The organism is Mesorhizobium sp. PL10, from assembly GCF_053714315.1.
The window spans coordinates 162,655-181,111 of the sequence record NZ_JBSKBR010000007.1 but is presented as its reverse complement, the minus strand read 5'-3'; the positions used below and the strand labels follow the sequence as shown (position 1 = coordinate 181,111).

Here is an 18,457-nt window from a genome sequence, read left to right as displayed (position 1 = left end):
TGATGATGGCGCCAGTTCCTCGCCCCCGCAAAGCGGGCGAGAAAAAGCCGCTTAGCCCTTCTTCCCCGTTAGCGTCATGTCGAAATCGACGATGTTGGAATAGATCGGCGTGCCGACGTCCATGCCATAGCGTGAGCGCAGCACCTTGCCGGTGACATGGAATTTGATCGTGCCGCCCTTCAGCCCGCCGAGCTCGGCGGTGAACTTTTCCGCAAACGTCTTGCCGCGCGCCGTCAGCCGGCCGCTGACCAGCGCCGTGGTGTCGCTGGTGCGCGTCACGCTGGTCGAGCGGAACTGGATTTCCGGATTGTTGGCGGCATCGAACACCGCGTCGGAGCGCAGGAAGGCATCGATGCGGCCCTGCCCTGTGCCGACGCTTTCGGGATAGATGGTGAAATTGACTTGGGAACGTCCGACATCACGGTTGTCGATGCGGATCGAGCCCTTGAACCGGCCAAAGGCGCCGTTCAGCCCGCCGCCACCGACCTTGCCGATGGAAAAGCGGATGCTGGAGCTGGCCGGGTTCACCGTGTAACTGCCGGCGGCGTCGTAAGGTCCACCGCCGCCAAGACTGGCATGGCAAGGCAAGCGGCGACAGCCGCCAATCCGAAGATACGCGCATACATGGGTTTTGTCCTTCTGGGGCAGGCAAAGTCCTGCGTCTTCCCTCCATGAACGAATACGCGGCACGCCCTATTCCACATCGCCATCTGACGAAGGCGTGATCATGCGCGTGAGCACGCTGTCGCGCAGCCAGAAATGGTGGCGCAGCGCCGCCAGCGCATGCAGCGCGACCAGCGCAATGCCGGCATAGGCGAGATACCAGTGCGTTGCTGCCCAGAAGCTTTCCGCCGCGTCGGACAGGCCGAGCGGCAGGTTCGGCATCACGAACAGGTTGAACGGCATGCTGGGTATCTCCAGCATCGACACCGAGACCAGCGCCCAGCCGGACAGCGGCAGCGCGAGCTGGAAGGCATAAAGCGCCAGATGCGCCAGCGGCGCGGTGCGACGCTCCAGCGCTCCGGTCGATGCCGGCAGATCCGGCGCCGCATTGCCGAGCCGCCAGGCGATGCGCAGGATGATGAGACCGAGCAGCAGAAAACCGAAGGATTTGTGCAGCTGGATGAGCTCGAAGGCGGTGCGCTGGCTGGTCAACCGCACCATGATGAAGCCAAGTGCGAACTGGCCAATGAAGATGATGCCGATCAGCCAGTGAAGGATGATCGCCACCCAACCGTAGCGGGTCGTGCTGTTTGTGATCGATGCCGGCATGGCAAATAAACGAACGGCGGGTCCGCTTTCTTCCACCTCCTGGGGTGGAGCAGCCGGTTCGCCGCAGTTATCAGCCCGGCCCTTCACAGGCTCAGGCGTCCGCTACGCGAACCACTTCTCACCCCACCTTGAAGAAATCCACAAAAGCCCGCAGCGCCGGGCGCATCTGGCGGCGGCTGGGATAGTAGACGAAGAAACCGTCGAAGCGCGGGCACCAGTCGTCGAGCACGCGGATCAGCCGTCCGTCGGCGAGCGGCACCCGCACATAATCATCGAAGACGAAGGCAAGCCCGGCGCTATCAATGGCCGCCTGGGCGATCAGATGGTCTTCGTCGAGGATCAGCGGCCCCTGAGCGGCGAATTCGATCTCTTCGCCATCCTTTTCGAATTCCCAGCGGTAGAGAATGCCGCTGGAAAAACGGAAGCGGATGCAGCGGTGATCGGCAAGATCGCGCGGATGCTGCGGTCTGGGCATGGTCGCGAAATAGGACGGCGCGCCGACGACGGCGCCGCGAAGGTCTGGTCCTATGCGCACCGCGATCATATCGCGCTGCAGGCTTTCGCCGAGACGCACGCCGGCATCGAAACCGCCTTCGACGACATCGGTGAAGCGGTCCTCGATGACGATTTCCAGCACGATGTCGGGATAGGCCGATGCAAAGGCGCCAAGTCTGGGCGTCAGCGTAAGGTGGGCCGCGGTGCGCGGCACGGTCAGCCGCAGATTGCCGGCCGGCCGGTCGCGCGCCTCGATCGCTGTTTCCAGCGCCAGGTCGATCTCCGACAGTGCCGGCCGCAGCCGCTCCAGCAACTGCGCCCCTGCCTCGGTCGGCGCAACGCTGCGTGTGCTGCGCGCCAGCAGCCGCACGCCAAGCCGCGCCTCCAGGCTGGACACCGCATGGCTGACGGCCGAGGGCGCAATGGCCAGTTCCCTGGCGGCGCCGCGAAAGCTGCCGCATTGGGCGACGGTGGCCAGCACCGCCAGTTGCGAAAGGTGAGTGCGATTCATTGATCTATCTCTTGGAACAGCCTGTACGAATAAGAGATGATTATCGAACATGGTTCAAGGCATTACCTCAGCCGCATCACAACAAGGAGACACGTGATGCAAACCCGCAAGCTAGGAACTGAACTCGAAGTCTTCCCCGTCGGCCTCGGCTGCATGGGCATGAGCTTCGCCTATGGCGGTCAGGCAGAGGCAGAAGCGAATATCACCTTGCGTCGCGCCGTCGAAATTGGCGTCACCTTCTTCGACACGGCCGAGGTCTACGGTCCCTATGAGAACGAAATCCTGCTCGGCAAGGCGCTGAAGCCGGTGCGCGACAAGGTCACGATCGCCACCAAATTCGGCTTCAAGATCTCCGAGGAAGGCTCAGGCATCGAGCGTATGGTCGGCCTCGACGGTCGCTCTGAACACGTCAAGGCGGTGGCGGAAGCCTCGCTGAAGCGGCTCGATACCGATGTCATCGACCTCTACTACCAGCACCGTGTCGATCCCAATGTGCCGATCGAGGATACGGTTGGCGCCATGGCCGAGCTGGTGCGCGAGGGCAAGGTGCGGGCGCTGGGCCTGTCGGAGGTCAGTGCCGCCACCATCCGCCGGGCGCACGCCGTGCATCCGATCGCGGCCGTCCAGAGCGAATATTCGCTGTGGAGCCGTGATCCGGAAGACGAGGTGTTCGACGTCTGCCGCGAACTCGGCATCGGCTTCGTCCCCTACAGCCCGCTCGGCCGAGGCCTGCTCACCGGCACCATCGCCAAGCCCGAAACCTTGAGCGACGACGACTGGCGCCGCACCTTGCCGCGCTTCCAGGCCGATGCCATGGCGGCCAATGCCAAGGTCATTGCGACGCTGGAGAAACTGGCGGCGCAAAAGGGCGTGACCTCGGCGCAGCTGGCCCTGGCCTGGGTGCTGCACCAGGGCGATTTCATCGTGCCAATCCCCGGCGCAAGAAAAATCCGCCATCTCGAGCAGAACACGGCGGCGGCCGGGATTGAGCTCAGTGCGGCCGAGGTGGCGGCGATCGGTGACGCGCTGTCGCCGGACAAGGTGGTCGGCAAGCGCTATCCGGAGGAACTGCTGGCACTGGTGAATGGGTAGAGATGGAAAGGGCGCTTCGTCGCCCTTTCTATTGAGAGGCTTGGCGCGAAGCACCCCCCCTGGCCTGCCGGCCATCTCCCCCGCAAGGGGGGAGATCAGCAGTTCCGGCGCCTCGCTCCTCCTGCAACGTTGGTGATTGGCGAAACCCGCGGCGACATCTGATCTCCCCCCTTGCGGGGGAGATGCCCGGCAGGGCAGAGGGGGGTGCCTCGCGCCGACATCTCCATTTCCTCACCACGGCACCACCGTAATCTCCGGCCAGCACTCCTTCGCCCTCGCCCCCTTCACTTCATGCGTGCGCTGGTTATCCGTCACCCTATTCGGCGTGATGCGGAACGAGAAAAGATCGTCCAGCCCGAACGGCGCCACCAGTTCCAGCTGTCCGTCAGCATCGTACCGCACGCCCACCGCATGCGTCTTCGAGGCAAAATGGCTGACGGACTCGGCTGAACTCGTATAGCGCGGGCAGGGCCGCCCGAACTTTTGCGGATACCAAAGATGCACCCGCGCCTGGTTGCGCACCTCGACCGGCAGCGTCATCCCCTCGAAATGTTTCGCCGCCCGGCGAATCACCACATCCTCGGCCTCGTAGGACAGGTCGCTGTCATCGAAGTAGAAGAGATCGACGTCCTTTATGCCGCAACCCGACGGCTTGCCGGTCAGATGGTTCCAGACGGAATTATAGAGCGCTCCCGAAACCACCAGCCAGTCCGGCAGATCGAGCGCGCGTACGCGTTCCAGCGCCTCGCGGACCAGCGGATCGGCCGTGACGATCGCGAAGAACGCCGCTCGCTGAGCTTCGAACGGCAGCCCGGAATAGCGCAGATGGTCCATCGCCCTTTGGAGAGCGATTCGCCATCGCTCGGCAATCCCCTCACGTCCTCAGCACACCGCCCGTCTGCTTGCCGACATTGTCGACGATGCGCTTGGCCAGCGCCTCGAAATCCTCGTCGGTCAGCGTCTTTTCGACCGGCTGGATCGAGACTTCGATGGCGATCGACTTCTTGGCGGCACCCAGCGAAGCGCCCTCGAAGACGTCGAACACCGAGACGCCGGTGACCAGCTTCTTGTCGGCGGCGAGCGCTGCGCGCACCAGCGTGCCGGCCTCGACTCCTCTGTCGACGACGAAAGCAAAGTCGCGCTTCACCGCCTGGAAGGGGGAAAGCTCCAGCTTCGGCTTGGTTTTCGTCGGCTTGGCCTTCGGCTCCGGCACCGCGTCGATATAAACCTCGAAGCCGCAGATCGGTCCGGACGCGTCGAGCGCCTCCAGCGTCTTCGGGTGGAATTCGCCGAATGTGCCGAGCACGGTCTTCGGGCCGAGCTTGATCGTGCCGGAGCGGCCGGGATGATACCAGGCCGGGCCGCCGGGCTCGATCTGCAGCCGGTCGACCGGCGCGCCGCAGGCTTCAAGGACCGCGATCGCATCGGCCTTTGCGTCGAACACGCCGACCGGGCCGGAATTGCCGGCCCAGTTGCGGCCGGAGCCCTCGAGCTTGGCCGTGCCGCGCCGCACGCCGGCGGCAACACGCCGCTGCTGGTCCGGCTGATCGCCCTCATAGGTGCCGGACACTTCGAATAGCGCGACATCGCCAATGCCCTTGTCGGCATTGCGCTGCGCGGCAGAAATCAGACCCGGCAGCAGCGAGGGCCGCATGTCGGACATGTCGGCAGCGATCGGGTTGGCAAGCTTCAGCGCCGTCTGGCCGCCGCCGAACAGTTCGGCGTGCCTGGCCGGAATGAACGACCAGGTGACCGCCTCCATCATGCCGCGCACGGCGAGCGACCGCTTGGCCGTGCGGGTGCGCACCTGCAGCGTGGTCAGGATCCTGGAATTGACCGCATCATGCGCGCCCAGCGGCTGCGGTGCGATGTTGTCGACGCCGTGGATACGCATCACCTCTTCGACCAGGTCAGCCTTGCCGTCGACATCCGGGCGCCAGGACGGCACCGCCACATCGACGACATCGCCCGAGCCCTGCGGCTTGAAGCCGAGGCGCGACAGTATGTCGAGGCTTTCGGCTTTCGGCACCTCGATGCCGGTCAGCCGCTTTACTTCCAACAGTGGGAAGGCGACGATCTTCGGTGTGTGGCCGGCATAGCCGGCCACTTCGATCTCCGTCGGCGTGCCGCCGCAGAAATCAAGCACCAGCCTGGTCGCCAGCTCGACGCCCGGAACCATGAATTCAGGGTCGACGCCGCGCTCGAACCGATAGCGCGCATCTGTGATGATGCCGAGCGTCCGGCCGGTGCGGGCCGTGGTGATCGGGTCCCAAAGCGCGGACTCGATCAGCACGTCCGTCGTGTTCTCGTCGCAGCCGGAATGCTCACCGCCCATGATACCGGCGATCGATTCGACGCCATCCTCGTCAGCGATCACGCACATCTCCGGCGTCAGCGTGTATTCGCGCCCGTCGAGCGCCATGACCTTTTCGCCGTCGCGCGCGCGGCGTACGGTGAGGTTGCCGGCGACCTTTTTCGCGTCGAACACATGCAGCGGCCGGCCGCGGTCGAAGGTGACGTAATTGGTGATGTCGACCAGCGCGCTGATCGGCCTCAAGCCAATGGCGATGAGCCGCTGCTGCAGCCATTTCGGCGACGGGCCGTTCTTCACGCCCTTGACCAGCCGAAGCGCGAAGCCGGGGCAGAGCTCAGGCGCCTCGATCGTGACCTTCACCGGGCACATGCCGCTGCCGGCATGCGGCATGATCGCCCCACCGACGAGACGGCCGAGCCCGCTCGCCGCCAGATCCCTGGCGATGCCGTAAATGCTGGTCGCGTCGGGACGGTTCGGCGTCAGATTGATCTCGATCACCGGATCGTCGAGATGGGCGTAGGCGGCAAAGCTGGTGCCGACCGGCGCGTCGGCGGGCAGGTCGATGATGCCGTTGTGCTCGTCCGACAGCTCCAGCTCGCGCTCCGAACACATCATGCCATGGCTCTCGACGCCGCGGATCTTGCCGACGGTCAGCGTCACGTCGATGCCGGGAACATAGGTGCCGGGCGCCGCGAAAGCGCCGATCAGGCCGGCGCGGGCGTTAGGCGCGCCGCACACCACCTGGATGGGCGCCGCGCCATTGCCAGTGTCGACCGTCAGCACCCGCAGCCGGTCGGCGTCGGGATGCTGCACCGCCGTCAGCACCTTGGCTATGACGAACGGCTTCAGGCTGGCTTTGTCGTCGACATGCTCGACTTCGAGGCCGATCGAGGTCAGCCGCTCGACGATCTCGTTGAGCGTGGCGTCGGTCTCGAGATGATCCTTGAGCCAGGAGAGGGTGAGTTTCATCACTGTGTTCCGTTTTGTCTGTACCCGTCAGGTCTGGGCACGCTTGTCTTCAAATGGCGCGGCAGGTCGTCGGGCATATGCAGGAAAGGCAGCTGCTCGCGCACATAGGCATGGTGCGTCGGCCGGAAATAGGCCGGCATGTCCATGGTCCCGAGCATGAAATAGATGTGGTCTTTCAGCCGCTCGTCGACATAGGCGATCGGCGAGCCGCAAATGCCGCAGAACGAGCGCGTCACCGGTCCGTTCTCGTACATCTTCAGCGCCTTGCCGGTGAAAGCCACCTGCTCGGTCAGAAAGCCGACAAAGGCAGACACCGGCGCACCGCTGGCGCGCCGGCAATCGCCGCAATGGCAATAGCTGACATGGTGCGGTTCGGCCGAAGCCTCGAACCGCACCGCGCCGCAACGGCATCCCCCTGTATGGGGAGCAGTCATGCAGAAAGCCCTCCGAACAGCGTCGGCATGTCCAGCGGCCGGAAGCCGTAATGCGACAGCCAGCGCACATCGGCGTCGAAGAAGGCCCGCAAATCCGGCATGCCGTATTTCAGCATGGCGATGCGGTCGATGCCCATGCCCCAGGCAAAGCCTTGATACTCGTCGGGATCGAGCCCGCCGGCGCGCAGCACATTGGGATGCACCATGCCGCAGCCGAGGATCTCCATCCAGTCGGAACCTTCGCCGAAGCGCACTTCGCCGGGCCGGGAGCGGTCGCATTGGATATCGACCTCGAGGCTCGGCTCGGTGAACGGGAAGAAGGACGGCCGGAAGCGCATCTTCACCTGCGGCACCTCGAAGAACGCTTTGCAGAACTCTTCCAGCACCCACTTCATGTTGGCGACATTGGCCGACTTGTCGATCACCAGTCCCTCGACCTGATGGAACATCGGCGAGTGGGTGGCGTCTGAATCCTGCCGGTAGGTTTTCCCTGGAATGACGATGCGGATCGGCGGCTTCTGCTTCTCCATGGTGCGGATCTGCACGGGCGAGGTGTGCGTGCGCAACAGCTTGCGCTCGCCCTTCTCGTCCGGCTGGAAGAAAAAGGTGTCGTGCATCTCGCGCGCCGGATGCCCTTCAGGGAAATTCAGCGCGGTGAAATTGTAGTAGTCGCTCTCGACGTCAGGGCCTTCGGCAATGGCAAAGCCGAGATCGCCGAAGATCGCCGCGATCTCGTCGATGACCTGGCTGATCGGATGGATGCGGCCGCGCTCGGCCGGCGACTGCCGCACCGGCAGCGTGACGTCGACCGTCTCGGCGGCGAGCCGTGCTGTGACCGCCACGTCCTTCAGTTCGGCCTTGCGCTGGGTCAGCGCCTCGGTGACGCGGTTCTTCAGCCCGTTGATCGCCGGGCCCTTGACCTGACGCTCCTCGGCGCTCATCGCGCCCAGCGTCTTCAGCATCTCGGACACCGAGCCCTTCTTGCCCAGCGCCGAGACACGCACGGCCTCGATCGCGGTTTCATCCGAGGCCGCCGCGATTTCGGCGAGCAACGAACCTTCCAGGGCATCAAGATTTCCAGCGGTGGCGTTCACGGCGAAACTCTCTTGGTCGGGTGGCCACCGTGGTTCGGTGCGTCACCATTTTGGTTACAGCGGGCATAAGAAAAACCCGCGCCAGCCGTGCCAGCGCGGGTTCCCCAAATCAGATATTGAATAGCTTGGGAAGCGCTGGGCTCGGAGCCCGATCCCGAAAAGTTGCAGACTTTTCGGAAAAGATCGCGCTCCTCGCTAAATTCCCCTGGAGCATGATGTTGTCCAAAAAGTCAGAAACTTTTTGGCATCATGCTCTAGGCGACAGCGCTTTCAAAAGCATTCGGCGTCGTGTTCTTCAGATATTCGAGCGCGACCTTGGCCTTGGCCACCAGCGCGGCGAACGCCTGCGGCTCATGGATGGCCATGTCGGACAGGATCTTGCGATCGATTTCGATGCCGGCCTTGTTGAGGCCGTCGATGAAGCGGCCATAGGTCAGGCCGTGTTCGTGGGTCGCGGCGTTGATGCGCTGGATCCACAGCGCGCGGAACGAGCGCTTGCGGTTCTTGCGGTCGCGGTAAGCGTACTGCAGCGACTTTTCCACCGCCTGCTTGGCGATGCGGATGGTGTTCTTGCGGCGGCCATAGAAGCCTTTCGCGGCTTTCAGGACCTTCTTGTGCTTGGCGTGAGCGGTAACGCCTCTTTTTACGCGTGCCATGTCATGATCTCCTTAAAACGTGTCCGGACCGAATGCCTTAGAGGCCGTTCGGCAGAAAATTCTTGATGACCTTCTTGCCATCCGGTTCAGCCAGAACCATCGTGCCGCGGGCATTTCGAATGAACTTGTTGGAACGCTTGATCATGCCGTGACGCTTGCCGGCCGCAGCCGACAGGACTTTACCCGTACCTGTGATCTTGAACCGCTTCTTGGCGGCCGATTTGGTCTTCATCTTGGGCATTTTGCTACTCCGTATTGGTGGCGCACAATCGCGCTTCTTGTTCACTTCGGGCGGACCAAAAGCCCGAAAAGCAAATGAAACCGCCACGGCATGCCCTGCCGGGCGGTTTTTTGGAACGCGGTCCTATACGTCAAAGCAGGCGCGCGCGCAACACCCGAAGGGCTGCGACGCTCTGTCCGGGATCAGGGCAGCCGGAACAACACGGGCAGAATGCCCGATTGCTGGGCGCCGTCGATGGACTCGAACACCGGCAACGCCACCAGGAACACCAGCCCATCGAGCAAGGTGGTCAGCAAAAGCCGCGGCTTGAAGCTGCCGGTATCGCCTTCCTGGTAGAGCGACAGATTGGGAAAGAAACGCGGCACCCGCGCCAGATAGGCCTGGTAAGGGGCGCCGAGCAGTTCCTTGAGGTACTTCTCTTCGCGCAGGATGACGATGTGGAAGGCGCCGGCGCACAAAAGCGCAAACAGGATGATGCCGGAGAACGAGCCGATCTGCGCTCCGACGCCGGCTGCCGCGACAGTCGAAAAGACATAGAGCGGGTTGCGGGTGATCGAATAGGGTCCGCCGATCACCACTTCGGAGGATTTGCGGCCGCCGATGTAAAGGGTCGACCACAGACGGCCAACGACACCGAGGAAAATCAACAGCACGCCGACCATCTCGATCGTCTCGTGCACCGGGGTGTCCGGTGGAAAGGTCGACTGACCGAACAGGAGTGCGGCAAACAGCACCACCACCAGCACGGCAAGCACCATGCGGCGCATGTGCTGATAGCCGCCAAGGCCCTTTTCGGCTTCACGGTTGGCCATAGCGGAATCCATTCGAGGCGTTTGGGGCAAAGAAATACGTCCTTGGCGGTGCGGAACCGCCGGGCAAGAAAACAGGCGTCCCGTCGATCACCGGGACGCCTTGGAACTGGATTCAGGCGGATTTAAGCGCTGTCACCACGCCTGAGCCGATAATCGCATTACCTAAAGACACCTAGCGCGGCGCCAGCACCATCATCATCTGGCGGCCTTCGAGCTTCGGTTCCGCTTCGACCTTGGCGATGGTAGACACTTCCTCGCGCACCTTGTTCAGGAGCTGCATGCCGAGTTCCATATGCGCCATTTCGCGGCCGCGGAAGCGCAGCGTCAGCTTGACCTTGTCGCCTTCCTCGAAGAAGCGCCGCACGGCCTTCATCTTGGTCTCGTAGTCATGGCTGTCGATGTTCGGGCGCATCTTGATCTCCTTGATCTCGATGACCTTCTGGTTCTTGCGCGCCTCGGCCGCCTTCTTCTGGTTGGCGTATTTCAGTTTGCCGAGATCGAGGATTTTTACGACGGGCGGCACCGCATTGGGCGATATCTCGACCAGATCGAGCCCGGCCTCTTCGGCGAGCAGCAATGCGTCGTTGATGGAGACATCGCCTCGGTTCTGGCCTTCGGCGTCGATGAGCTGGACCCGGGGGACCCGGATATCACGGTTGGAGCGCGGGCCATCCTTGGTGGGCGCCGCTGCTTTGAAAGGTCTGCGAATGGTCGTGGTCTCCTTGGCCGTTTCGTTCAGGGTTTCAAATCTAGAATATTCAGGACGCGCCAATGTGGTGAGCGCGCGGGCGGAGTCAATAGCACAGCGCTAACGGAAAATCACCCTGAACGCAGGCCTGCACCAAACAAAGGATATAGCGGGCACTTTCCGCTTCGCCTTTGCCTGTGCCAAAAGACCGGTCAGCAAAATCAGGACTGACAGACCGCCATGACCGCGACCACCCCAATCCTTCTGGATGTCCAGGGAATCAGCATCGCGGTGCGCCATTCCTCGGGCGCGACGCCCGGCATCGTCTGGCTCGGCGGCTACAAATCCGACATGCTGGGCACGAAGGCGCAGACGCTGTCTGATTGGGCAGCCCGCGAAGGCCGAGCTTTCCTGCGTCATGACTATTCCGGCCACGGCGAATCCGGCGGCGCCTTTGCCGACGGCACCATCTCGAAATGGCTTGGCGAGAGCCTCGCCGTCTTCCGGCGTTTCACCAAGGGAAAGCAGGTGCTGGTCGGCTCCTCGATGGGAGCCTGGATTGCGCTGCGCATGGTACAGGAGCTGCGCAAGGCCGGCGACGGCAATGTCGTTGGCCTGGTGCTGCTCGCGCCGGCGCCGGATTTCACCACCGAGCTGGTGGAGCCGGCGCTGACCGCGGCACAGAAGCGCGACCTCAAGAAGAAGGGCTTTTTTGAGGAGCCATCGGACTATTCGGCCGAGCCTTACATCTACACAAGCGCGCTGATCGAGGACGGCAGGGCGAATCGGGTCATGACCGGGCCGATCGACACCCATTGCCCCGTCCATATCCTGCAGGGGCTGGCCGACGCCGACGTGCCGGCGAGCCATGCGCTGAAGCTGGTCTCCCTGCTGCCGGCCGATGACGTCACTTTGTCGCTCATCCCTGCTGGCGATCACCGCCTGTCGCGGCCGCAGGACCTCGACATGCTGCTCAGGGCAGCGGGCGACATGGTCGAGCGGGCAAAGTAGGGGGCGAGCTAGGCAGAATGCGCATTTCCATCCCGATATCCGCCTTTGTCGCGGCAATCGTCGGCTTTGGCGGTACGCTGGCCGTCGTCATTGCCGCCGCCAAGGCGGTTGGCGCCACCCAGGCCGAGACCGCGAGCTGGGTCACGGCGCTGTGCCTGGCGATGGCGATCGAGTGCCTGTGGCTGTCCTGGCGCACGAAAATGCCTGTCATCACCGCCTGGTCGACACCCGGCTTGGCGCTGATGGCGGCGTCGAGCGGCTTTACCATGGCCGATGCGGTCGGCGCCTTCATCGTCACCGGCATCCTGCTGATCGCCACCGGCCTGTTCAAGCCTCTGACCCAACTGATATCGAGGATACCGGCGTCGGTCGCGTCCGGCATGCTGGCCGGCATCGTCGTCACCTTCGCGCTGAATGCCGTCAAGACCATTCCCGTCGACCCCTGGCTGATCCTGCCGCTGATGGCGGCCTTCTTCGTCATCCGCCTGTTCAACCCGGCGCTGTCGGTGCTGGCGGTGCTGATCGGCGGCGGCACTGCCGCCTTCCTCACCGGCCGCGTCGGCGGCCTGCCGGCGCCGGAACTGTCGACGCTGACGCTGATAGCGCCGCATTTCAGCGCCGCCGCCATTATCGGCCTGGCGCTGCCGCTCTACCTCGTCACCATGGCCTCGCAGAACCTGTCGGGCCTCGCCGTGCTGCGCGCCGCCGGCTACCACCCCGAACCCGGCCCGCTGATCGGCGTCACCGGCCTGTTCTCGCTGCTGTCAGCACCGTTTGGCGGCTCGACCACCAATCTGGCTGCGATTTCGGCGGCGATCTGCACCGGGCCGGACGTCCATCCCGATCCCGCCGAGCGCTGGAAGACCGGACCCTTCTATGCGCTCGCCTATCTCGTCTTCGCGATTTTCGGCGCCTCGCTGGTGGCGATCTTCGCCGTGCTGCCGCAGAGCCTTATCGTGCTGGTCGCCGGTCTGGCGCTGATGGGGTCGCTCGCCAACGCGCTGTCGATCGCGCTCAAGGACGAGGACCAGCGCATGGCCGCCACGGTCACCTTCGTGGTCACCGCTTCAGGGTTGACGCTGTTCGGTGTCGGCGCTGCATTCTGGGGCCTGGTCGCCGGGCTGGTCGTGCTTTTCCTCGAAGCGCTCAAAAAGAAATAATCATTTCAGACCCTTGTCCGGTTTTGGCCGGTATTGTCTTGAATCGTCGTTTTTCCCATCCCATTTCGAATCCACGCAGCCGGACCCGGCTGCCTCCAACTGAAGGACTGGGAGAAAATGAACACATCCGCATTGATCCGCCCGGCCTGGACGCCGGCGACCATCGCGCTGATGGTGATCGGCTTCATGGTGTTCTGGCCGCTCGGCTTCGCCATGCTCGCCTACATCATCTGGGGCGACCGTCTTGACGGCTTCAAGCGCGACGTCAACCGCGCCACCGATGGCATCTTCGCCGGCTGCCGCCGCAGTTCCGACAAGGCCGCGCGCTGGGGCCATGGTTCAGCTCGCACCGGCAACGTCGCATTCGACGACTGGCGCGAGAAGGAACTCGAGCGCCTCGCCGAGGAGCGCCGCAAGCTCGACGAGATGCTGAGTGAGTTCGACGACTATGCCCGCGAATTGCGCCGTGCCAAGGACCAGGACGAGTTCGACCGCTTCATGGCCAACCGCAACAAGTCGACTGCTCCGACCACAACCGGAACAACTGAATCGACCAAGCCGGCGACCCCCAAGCGCAAGGGCTCGAACCTGCTCGACGACTGAGGCCGCGCGACAGGCCAAGGTATGATGACGGCGTCGCGCAAGCGGCGCCGTTTCTTTTTTGTTCTCTTTTGGCGTTCGCTCTACTGGTCGTTTTCCTCGAATCGCGTATCGTTCAGCCATGTCCTTCGGCTTCTTTCGCAACCTGACCAAGCCCAAGCCCTCGCCTGTCAAAGAGCGAGAGCATGTCGTTGCCGGCCGCACGCTGCCGCTCAGGATCGTCGAGAGCGCCCGGGCACGGCGGCTCACACTTCGCATCGATTCCGGCGGCCAGGGCCTGCGCATCACCGTGCCGCCGGGCCTGCGCCGCGGCGAGGTGGAAAAGTTCCTGCACCGCCACCAGGACTGGCTGGAGCAGCGGCTGGCCAAGGTGCCGACACGGCCGCAGGTGCGCCCCGGCATCAAGGTCCCGATTCGCGGCGTGGCGCATCGCATTGTCCATGAACCGTCGAAGCGCGGCACCGTTTCCGTGTCGCGCGACGAGCGCGGCCCGCTGCTGATCGTGCATGGCGAGCGCATTCATCTGCCGCGCCGCATCGCCGATTTCCTCAAGCGCGAGGCCAAGAAGGAGATCGAGAAGCTGGTGATCAAACACACCGAGGCGCTCGGCAAGCGCGCCAAGGCGATCCGCTTCAAGGACACATCGAGCCGCTGGGGCTCCTGCACCTCCGACGGCAACCTGTCCTTTTCCTGGCGCATCATGATGGCGCCGACGCCTGTCATAAACTACCTCGTCGCGCATGAGGTGGCGCATCTCAAGGAGATGAACCACGGTCCGAAATTCTGGAAACTGTGCGAGCAGCTCTGCCCCGACACCGACCGCTGCAAGGACTGGCTGAAGCGCAACGGCGGCGCGCTGCAGGCGATCGTGTTTGATTGATTAGAGACGGACGAGAAGGCCTTGAAGACGGCCCGCTATCAACAGCGCGACCTTCGGAGATTTGCTGAGCGAAGGTGGGATCGCCCGCCCGCCCGCCTCAATCATCATTCGCCGCGTTCAGCTCATCCGGCCGCAGACCCTCATCGCCGTGCTGCGGCCACGGCAAAAAATTCCGGTCGAAGGCGTCGCCGCCGAAATAGTCGAGCGCCCGGTGGGCTTCGGCGCCATTGAAGGCGGCCTTGTCCATCAGATGAACGATCACCTCGCGCGCCTGCGCGATCTTCTGCCTGAGTTCGGCAATGCTCTGGTCGGCCATATGCTGTGCTCCCGCCTTGGCTTGTCCTACATAGGTAGCGCTCTTGGCGCTGCCGGCAAACAGCATGCTTTTTCTCGACTCTTGCGGCTTTTCGTGCCAATCCCCGCGCCATGGCGCTCGACATCAAGATCTGCGGGTTGAAGACCGATGAGGCAATGGCCGCGGCATTGGCCGGCGGCGCCAGCCATGTCGGCTTCATCTTCTTCGCCAAGAGCCCGCGCTATGTCGAGCCTGCGGAAGCCGGCCGCCTGCGCCAGGCGGCAATCGGCAAGGCCAGGGCGGTTGCCGTAACCGTCGATGCCGATGATGCCTTTTTGGACGAGATCGTCGCCCAAATGCATCCCGACATGCTGCAGCTGCACGGTTCGGAAACGCCGGAGCGGGTGGCCGAGGTTAAAACCCGTTACGGCCTGCCGGTGATAAAAGTGTTCTCTGTCAGCGAGGCCGCCGATCTCGAGCGGCTAAAGCCCTTTGTCGGCGTTGCCGACCGGTTCATGTTCGATGCCAAGCCGCCGAAAGGCTCGCAGCTGCCGGGTGGCAATGGCGTCGCCTTCGACTGGCGCATTCTGGCCGGCCTTGACGCAGGCGTCGATTACATGCTTTCCGGTGGGCTCAACACCGCCAACATCGGCGACGCCCTGAGGTCAGCCAATCCGCCCGCAATAGACATTTCGTCGGGCGTGGAAAGCGCTCCGGGGGTCAAGGATCCGGCGCTGATCGAGCAGTTTTTCCGGGCCGTCAGGGCCGCGCGCGACGACCGCGCCGCCTGAACAATTCTTTCGAACCAGGAGATCGGCGATGGACCAGCCGGCGACACCCAATTCCTTCCGCACCGGACCCGACGAACAGGGCATGTTCGGCATTTTCGGCGGCCGCTTCGTCGCCGAGACGCTGATGCCGCTGATCCTCGACCTCGAACGGCACTGGAACGAGGTCAAGAACGATCCGGACTTCAAGGCCGAGCTGACCGATCTGTCGACGCACTATGCCGGGCGGCCCTCAAAACTGTATTTCGCCGAAGGACTGACGAAGCATCTTCGTGAGGTTTCCTCGGCGAAGGGCCTCGGGGGCGGCGCCAAGGTCTATTTCAAGCGCGAGGACCTGAACCACACCGGCTCGCACAAGATCAACAATTGCCTTGGCCAGATTCTTTTGGCCAAACGCATGGGCAAGAAGCGCATCATCGCCGAGACCGGCGCCGGCCAGCACGGCGTGGCGGCAGCCACGGTTGCGGCGCGCTTCGGGTTTCCCTGCGTCGTCTATATGGGCGCCACCGACGTTGCTCGGCAGAGCCCCAACGTCTTCCGCATGAAGCTGCTCGGCGCCGAAGTGCGCCCGGTCACCGCCGGCCACGGCACGCTAAAGGACGCCATGAACGAGGCGTTGCGCGACTGGGTGACCAATGTCGAGGATACCTATTACCTGATCGGCACCGCCGCCGGCCCGCATCCCTATCCCGAGCTGGTGCGCGACTTCCAGTCGGTGATCGGCACCGAGGCGCGCGCCCAGATCCTCGAACAGGAAGGCCGGCTGCCCGATACCATCATCGCCGCCGTCGGCGGCGGCTCCAACGCCATCGGCCTGTTCCACCCCTTCCTTGACGACAGGCAAGTCCGCATCATCGGCATCGAAGCCGGCGGGCGCGGCCTTGACGGCATCGAGCACTGCGCCTCGATGAATGCCGGCGCGCCTGGCGTCCTGCACGGCAACCGCACCTATCTGCTGCAGAATGCCGACGGCCAGATCCTGGATGGCCATTCGATCTCGGCCGGCCTCGATTATCCCGGCGTCGGCCCCGAGCACTCCTGGCTGCGTGATTCCGGCCGCGTCGAATACGTGCCTATCCTCGATGACGAGGCGCTCGAAGCCTTCAAGCTGACGACGCGTGTCGAAGGCATTATCCCGGCGCTGGAATCCGCGCACGCCATCGCCCATGCGGTGAAAATCGTGCCTGATATGGACAAGGACCAGATCGTCATCGTCAACCTGTCGGGACGCGGCGACAAGGACGTGCACACGGTGGCTTCGATGCTGGGCATGGAGATCTGATCATGGTGACCCGCATCGACCGCCGCATGGCTAAACTGAAAGCCGAGGGCCGTCCGGCGCTCGTCACCTATTTCATGAGTGGCGACCCGGACTATGCCACCGCTTTGTCGATCATGAAGGCGCTGCCCAAGGCTGGCGCCGACGTCATTGAAATGGGCATGCCGTTTTCCGATCCGATGGCCGATGGCCCGGCAATCCAGGCAGCGGGCCTGCGGGCGCTGAAAGGTGGCCAGACGTTGGTCAAGACCTTGCAGATGGCGGCGGACTTCCGCGCTGGCGACAACGAGACGCCGATCGTGCTGATGGGTTATTACAACCCGATCTACATCTACGGCGTCGACCGTTTCCTGAAGGATGCGATCGCCAGCGGTATTGACGGGCTGATCGTCGTCGACCTGCCGCCGGAAATGGACGAGGAGCTCTGCATCCCGGCGCTGAAGGCCGGCATCAACTTCATCCGCCTGGCGACGCCGACCACCGACGACAAGCGCCTGCCCAAGGTGCTGCAGAACACCTCGGGCTTCGTCTATTACGTCTCGATGACCGGCATCACCGGCTCGGCTCTGGCCGATACCGGTAAGGTTGCCGCCGCGGTCAAGCGCATCAAGGGCCACACCGATCTGCCGGTCTGCGTCGGCTTCGGCGTCAAGACCGCCGAGCAGGCGCGCATCATCGGCGCCAATGCCGACGGCGTCGTCGTCGGTACTGCCATCGTCAATGCGGTTGCCAATGTGCTGGGGCCGAAGGGCGAAAAGACCGCCGACCCGGCCGAGGCCGTCGCCACTTTGGTCAGCGGCCTGTCGCAAGGGGTGCGTTCGGCCCGCCTTGCTGCCGCCGAATAGTTTCCCTACGTCTTTAGCCAACTCTTCGTCAGGACAGGAGCCGAAGCGATGAACTGGATCACCAATTACGTTCGCCCGAGGATCAATTCGATGCTCGGCCGGCGCACCGACATGCCCGAGAATCTCTGGATCAAGGATCCAGAGACCGGCGAGATGGTGTTCCACAAGGACCTGGAATCCAACCAGTTCGTCATTCCGTCATCGGGCCATCACATGAAGATCTCGGCCAAGGAGCGGCTGAAGTTCTTCTTCGACGACGGCAAATACGAGCAGCTTGAGAACCCCAAGGTCATGCAGGACCCGCTCAAGTTCCGCGACGAGAAGCGCTACACCGACCGCCTCAAGGACGCCAAGGCCAAGACCGGCCTGGAAGACGCCATCGTCAACGCGCTGGGCACGGTCGAAGGCCTGCCGGTGGTGGTGACGGTGCAGGACTTCGCCTTTATGGGCGGCTCCCTCGGCATGGCCGCCGGTGACGCCATCGTGCATGCTTTCGAAGTCGCCTTGCAGCGCAAGCGGCCGCTGATCCTGTTCGCAGCCTCCGGCGGCGCCCGCATGCAGGAAGGCATCCTGTCCCTCATGCAATTACCGCGCACTACGGTTGGCCTCGATCGGCTGAAGGAAGCCGGCCTGCCCTACATCGTCGTCTTGACCAACCCGACCACTGGCGGCGTCACCGCCTCCTACGCCATGCTGGGCGACGTCCACATCGCCGAGCCCGGCGCGCTGATCGGTTTTGCCGGCCCGCGCGTCATCGAGCAGACCATCCGGGAGAAACTGCCGGACGGGTTCCAGCGCTCCGAATATCTGATGGAGCACGGCATGGTCGACATGGTGGTGTCGCGGCTTGAACTGCGCGAAACGATTGCACGGCTGTTGAAAATGCTGCTCAAGGTTCCCGAGCAAAAGCCGCTGGAGCCGGAGATCCTGCCGCCAGCCATCCTCCCGACGGAAGCCCGGCCGCAGGCCTGACGCGACATTTCTGGCCGCTATCAGTGATTGCGTGCGCCTGCGCGCATGC

20 protein-coding genes and 1 pseudogene are annotated in these 18,457 nt (G+C 63.6%); 9 read left to right on the top strand and 12 right to left on the bottom strand.

Annotated features, from left to right (window positions below):
* Positions 1 to 51: 51 nt before the first annotated feature.
* The 3 genes and pseudogenes from ACWGTO_RS13865 to ACWGTO_RS13855 all read right to left on the bottom strand — a co-directional run bounded on the left by ACWGTO_RS13865 (position 52) and on the right by ACWGTO_RS13855 (position 2,278).
* A pseudogene (locus ACWGTO_RS13865) lies at positions 52 to 626 on the bottom strand (YceI family protein).
* A 67-nt stretch (positions 627 to 693) separates the two neighbouring features.
* Entirely contained in the window at positions 694 to 1,272 is a 579-nt protein-coding gene (locus ACWGTO_RS13860) for a cytochrome b (protein ID WP_454575384.1), read from the bottom strand.
* Positions 1,273 to 1,390: 118 nt separating this feature from the next.
* Positions 1,391 to 2,278, bottom strand: a complete 888-nt coding sequence (locus tag ACWGTO_RS13855; RefSeq protein WP_454575383.1) for a LysR substrate-binding domain-containing protein — start codon at positions 2,276 to 2,278, stop codon at positions 1,391 to 1,393.
* 96 nt (positions 2,279 to 2,374) lie between these two features.
* On the opposite strand from ACWGTO_RS13855, the gene ACWGTO_RS13850 reads away from it, so the two are divergent.
* Positions 2,375 to 3,370 (top strand): aldo/keto reductase, encoded by a 996-nt coding sequence (locus tag ACWGTO_RS13850; RefSeq protein ID WP_454575382.1) that lies wholly within the window; start codon positions 2,375 to 2,377, stop codon positions 3,368 to 3,370.
* A 231-nt stretch (positions 3,371 to 3,601) separates the two neighbouring features.
* Here ACWGTO_RS13850 and ACWGTO_RS13845 read toward each other — a convergent pair whose 3' ends face one another.
* From ACWGTO_RS13845 to infC, 8 genes are all read right to left on the bottom strand, one after another.
* Positions 3,602 to 4,204: a nucleotidyltransferase family protein gene (locus ACWGTO_RS13845; RefSeq protein ID WP_454575381.1), complete on the bottom strand. Its 603-nt coding sequence runs from the start codon at positions 4,202 to 4,204 to the stop codon at positions 3,602 to 3,604.
* Positions 4,205 to 4,244: 40 nt separating this feature from the next.
* Entirely contained in the window at positions 4,245 to 6,653 is a 2,409-nt protein-coding gene (gene pheT, locus ACWGTO_RS13840; RefSeq protein ID WP_454575380.1) for a phenylalanine--tRNA ligase subunit beta, read from the bottom strand.
* A complete protein-coding gene (locus ACWGTO_RS13835; protein WP_454575379.1) occupies positions 6,653 to 7,087 on the bottom strand; it encodes a GFA family protein in 435 nt (144 codons plus the stop codon). The genes pheT and ACWGTO_RS13835 overlap by 1 nt, the downstream gene beginning before the upstream one ends.
* Positions 7,084 to 8,181, bottom strand: a complete 1,098-nt coding sequence (pheS, locus tag ACWGTO_RS13830; protein WP_454575378.1) for a phenylalanine--tRNA ligase subunit alpha — start codon at positions 8,179 to 8,181, stop codon at positions 7,084 to 7,086. The genes ACWGTO_RS13835 and pheS overlap by 4 nt, the downstream gene beginning before the upstream one ends.
* Positions 8,182 to 8,435: 254 nt before the next feature.
* A complete protein-coding gene (gene rplT, locus ACWGTO_RS13825; protein WP_027053776.1) occupies positions 8,436 to 8,837 on the bottom strand; it encodes a 50S ribosomal protein L20 in 402 nt (133 codons plus the stop codon).
* Between the two features lie 37 nt (positions 8,838 to 8,874).
* Positions 8,875 to 9,078: a 50S ribosomal protein L35 gene (rpmI, locus tag ACWGTO_RS13820; protein ID WP_006201248.1), complete on the bottom strand. Its 204-nt coding sequence runs from the start codon at positions 9,076 to 9,078 to the stop codon at positions 8,875 to 8,877.
* A gap of 182 nt (positions 9,079 to 9,260) precedes the next feature.
* Complete coding sequence (locus tag ACWGTO_RS13815; RefSeq protein WP_454575377.1) at positions 9,261 to 9,890, bottom strand: methyltransferase family protein; 630 nt, start codon at positions 9,888 to 9,890, stop codon at positions 9,261 to 9,263.
* Between the two features lie 172 nt (positions 9,891 to 10,062).
* The gene (infC, locus tag ACWGTO_RS13810) at positions 10,063 to 10,599 is read right to left on the bottom strand and encodes a translation initiation factor IF-3 (protein ID WP_112559872.1); all 537 of its coding nucleotides are present in this window, start codon (positions 10,597 to 10,599) and stop codon (positions 10,063 to 10,065) included.
* Between the two features lie 219 nt (positions 10,600 to 10,818).
* Here infC and ACWGTO_RS13805 point away from each other — a divergent pair, with 219 nt between their 5' ends.
* The 4 genes from ACWGTO_RS13805 (at position 10,819) to ACWGTO_RS13790 (ending at position 14,229) form a co-directional block, all read left to right on the top strand.
* Positions 10,819 to 11,589 (top strand): alpha/beta hydrolase, encoded by a 771-nt coding sequence (locus tag ACWGTO_RS13805; protein WP_454575376.1) that lies wholly within the window; start codon positions 10,819 to 10,821, stop codon positions 11,587 to 11,589.
* 17 nt (positions 11,590 to 11,606) lie between these two features.
* Positions 11,607 to 12,749 (top strand): benzoate/H(+) symporter BenE family transporter, encoded by a 1,143-nt coding sequence (locus ACWGTO_RS13800; RefSeq protein ID WP_454575375.1) that lies wholly within the window; start codon positions 11,607 to 11,609, stop codon positions 12,747 to 12,749.
* A 117-nt stretch (positions 12,750 to 12,866) separates the two neighbouring features.
* The gene (locus ACWGTO_RS13795; protein WP_454575374.1) at positions 12,867 to 13,352 is read left to right on the top strand and encodes a DUF2852 domain-containing protein; all 486 of its coding nucleotides are present in this window, start codon (positions 12,867 to 12,869) and stop codon (positions 13,350 to 13,352) included.
* Between the two features lie 118 nt (positions 13,353 to 13,470).
* The gene (locus ACWGTO_RS13790) at positions 13,471 to 14,229 is read left to right on the top strand and encodes a M48 family metallopeptidase (protein ID WP_454575373.1); all 759 of its coding nucleotides are present in this window, start codon (positions 13,471 to 13,473) and stop codon (positions 14,227 to 14,229) included.
* A gap of 97 nt (positions 14,230 to 14,326) precedes the next feature.
* Here ACWGTO_RS13790 and ACWGTO_RS13785 read toward each other — a convergent pair whose 3' ends face one another.
* On the bottom strand, positions 14,327 to 14,611 hold the full coding sequence (locus ACWGTO_RS13785) for a hypothetical protein (protein WP_454575372.1): 285 nt from the start codon (positions 14,609 to 14,611) through the stop codon (positions 14,327 to 14,329).
* A 44-nt stretch (positions 14,612 to 14,655) separates the two neighbouring features.
* Here ACWGTO_RS13785 and ACWGTO_RS13780 point away from each other — a divergent pair, with 44 nt between their 5' ends.
* Genes ACWGTO_RS13780 through accD form a run of 4 tightly spaced genes read left to right on the top strand, consistent with a single transcriptional unit; the run spans position 14,656 to position 18,408 of the window.
* On the top strand, positions 14,656 to 15,315 hold the full coding sequence (locus ACWGTO_RS13780) for a phosphoribosylanthranilate isomerase (protein WP_454575371.1): 660 nt from the start codon (positions 14,656 to 14,658) through the stop codon (positions 15,313 to 15,315).
* 28 nt (positions 15,316 to 15,343) lie between these two features.
* On the top strand, positions 15,344 to 16,594 hold the full coding sequence (trpB, locus tag ACWGTO_RS13775) for a tryptophan synthase subunit beta (protein WP_454575370.1): 1,251 nt from the start codon (positions 15,344 to 15,346) through the stop codon (positions 16,592 to 16,594).
* Between the two features lie 2 nt (positions 16,595 to 16,596).
* On the top strand, positions 16,597 to 17,436 hold the full coding sequence (gene trpA, locus ACWGTO_RS13770) for a tryptophan synthase subunit alpha (protein ID WP_454575369.1): 840 nt from the start codon (positions 16,597 to 16,599) through the stop codon (positions 17,434 to 17,436).
* A 48-nt stretch (positions 17,437 to 17,484) separates the two neighbouring features.
* The gene (gene accD, locus ACWGTO_RS13765) at positions 17,485 to 18,408 is read left to right on the top strand and encodes an acetyl-CoA carboxylase, carboxyltransferase subunit beta (protein WP_454575368.1); all 924 of its coding nucleotides are present in this window, start codon (positions 17,485 to 17,487) and stop codon (positions 18,406 to 18,408) included.
* The last annotated feature ends 49 nt before the right edge of the window (positions 18,409 to 18,457 follow it).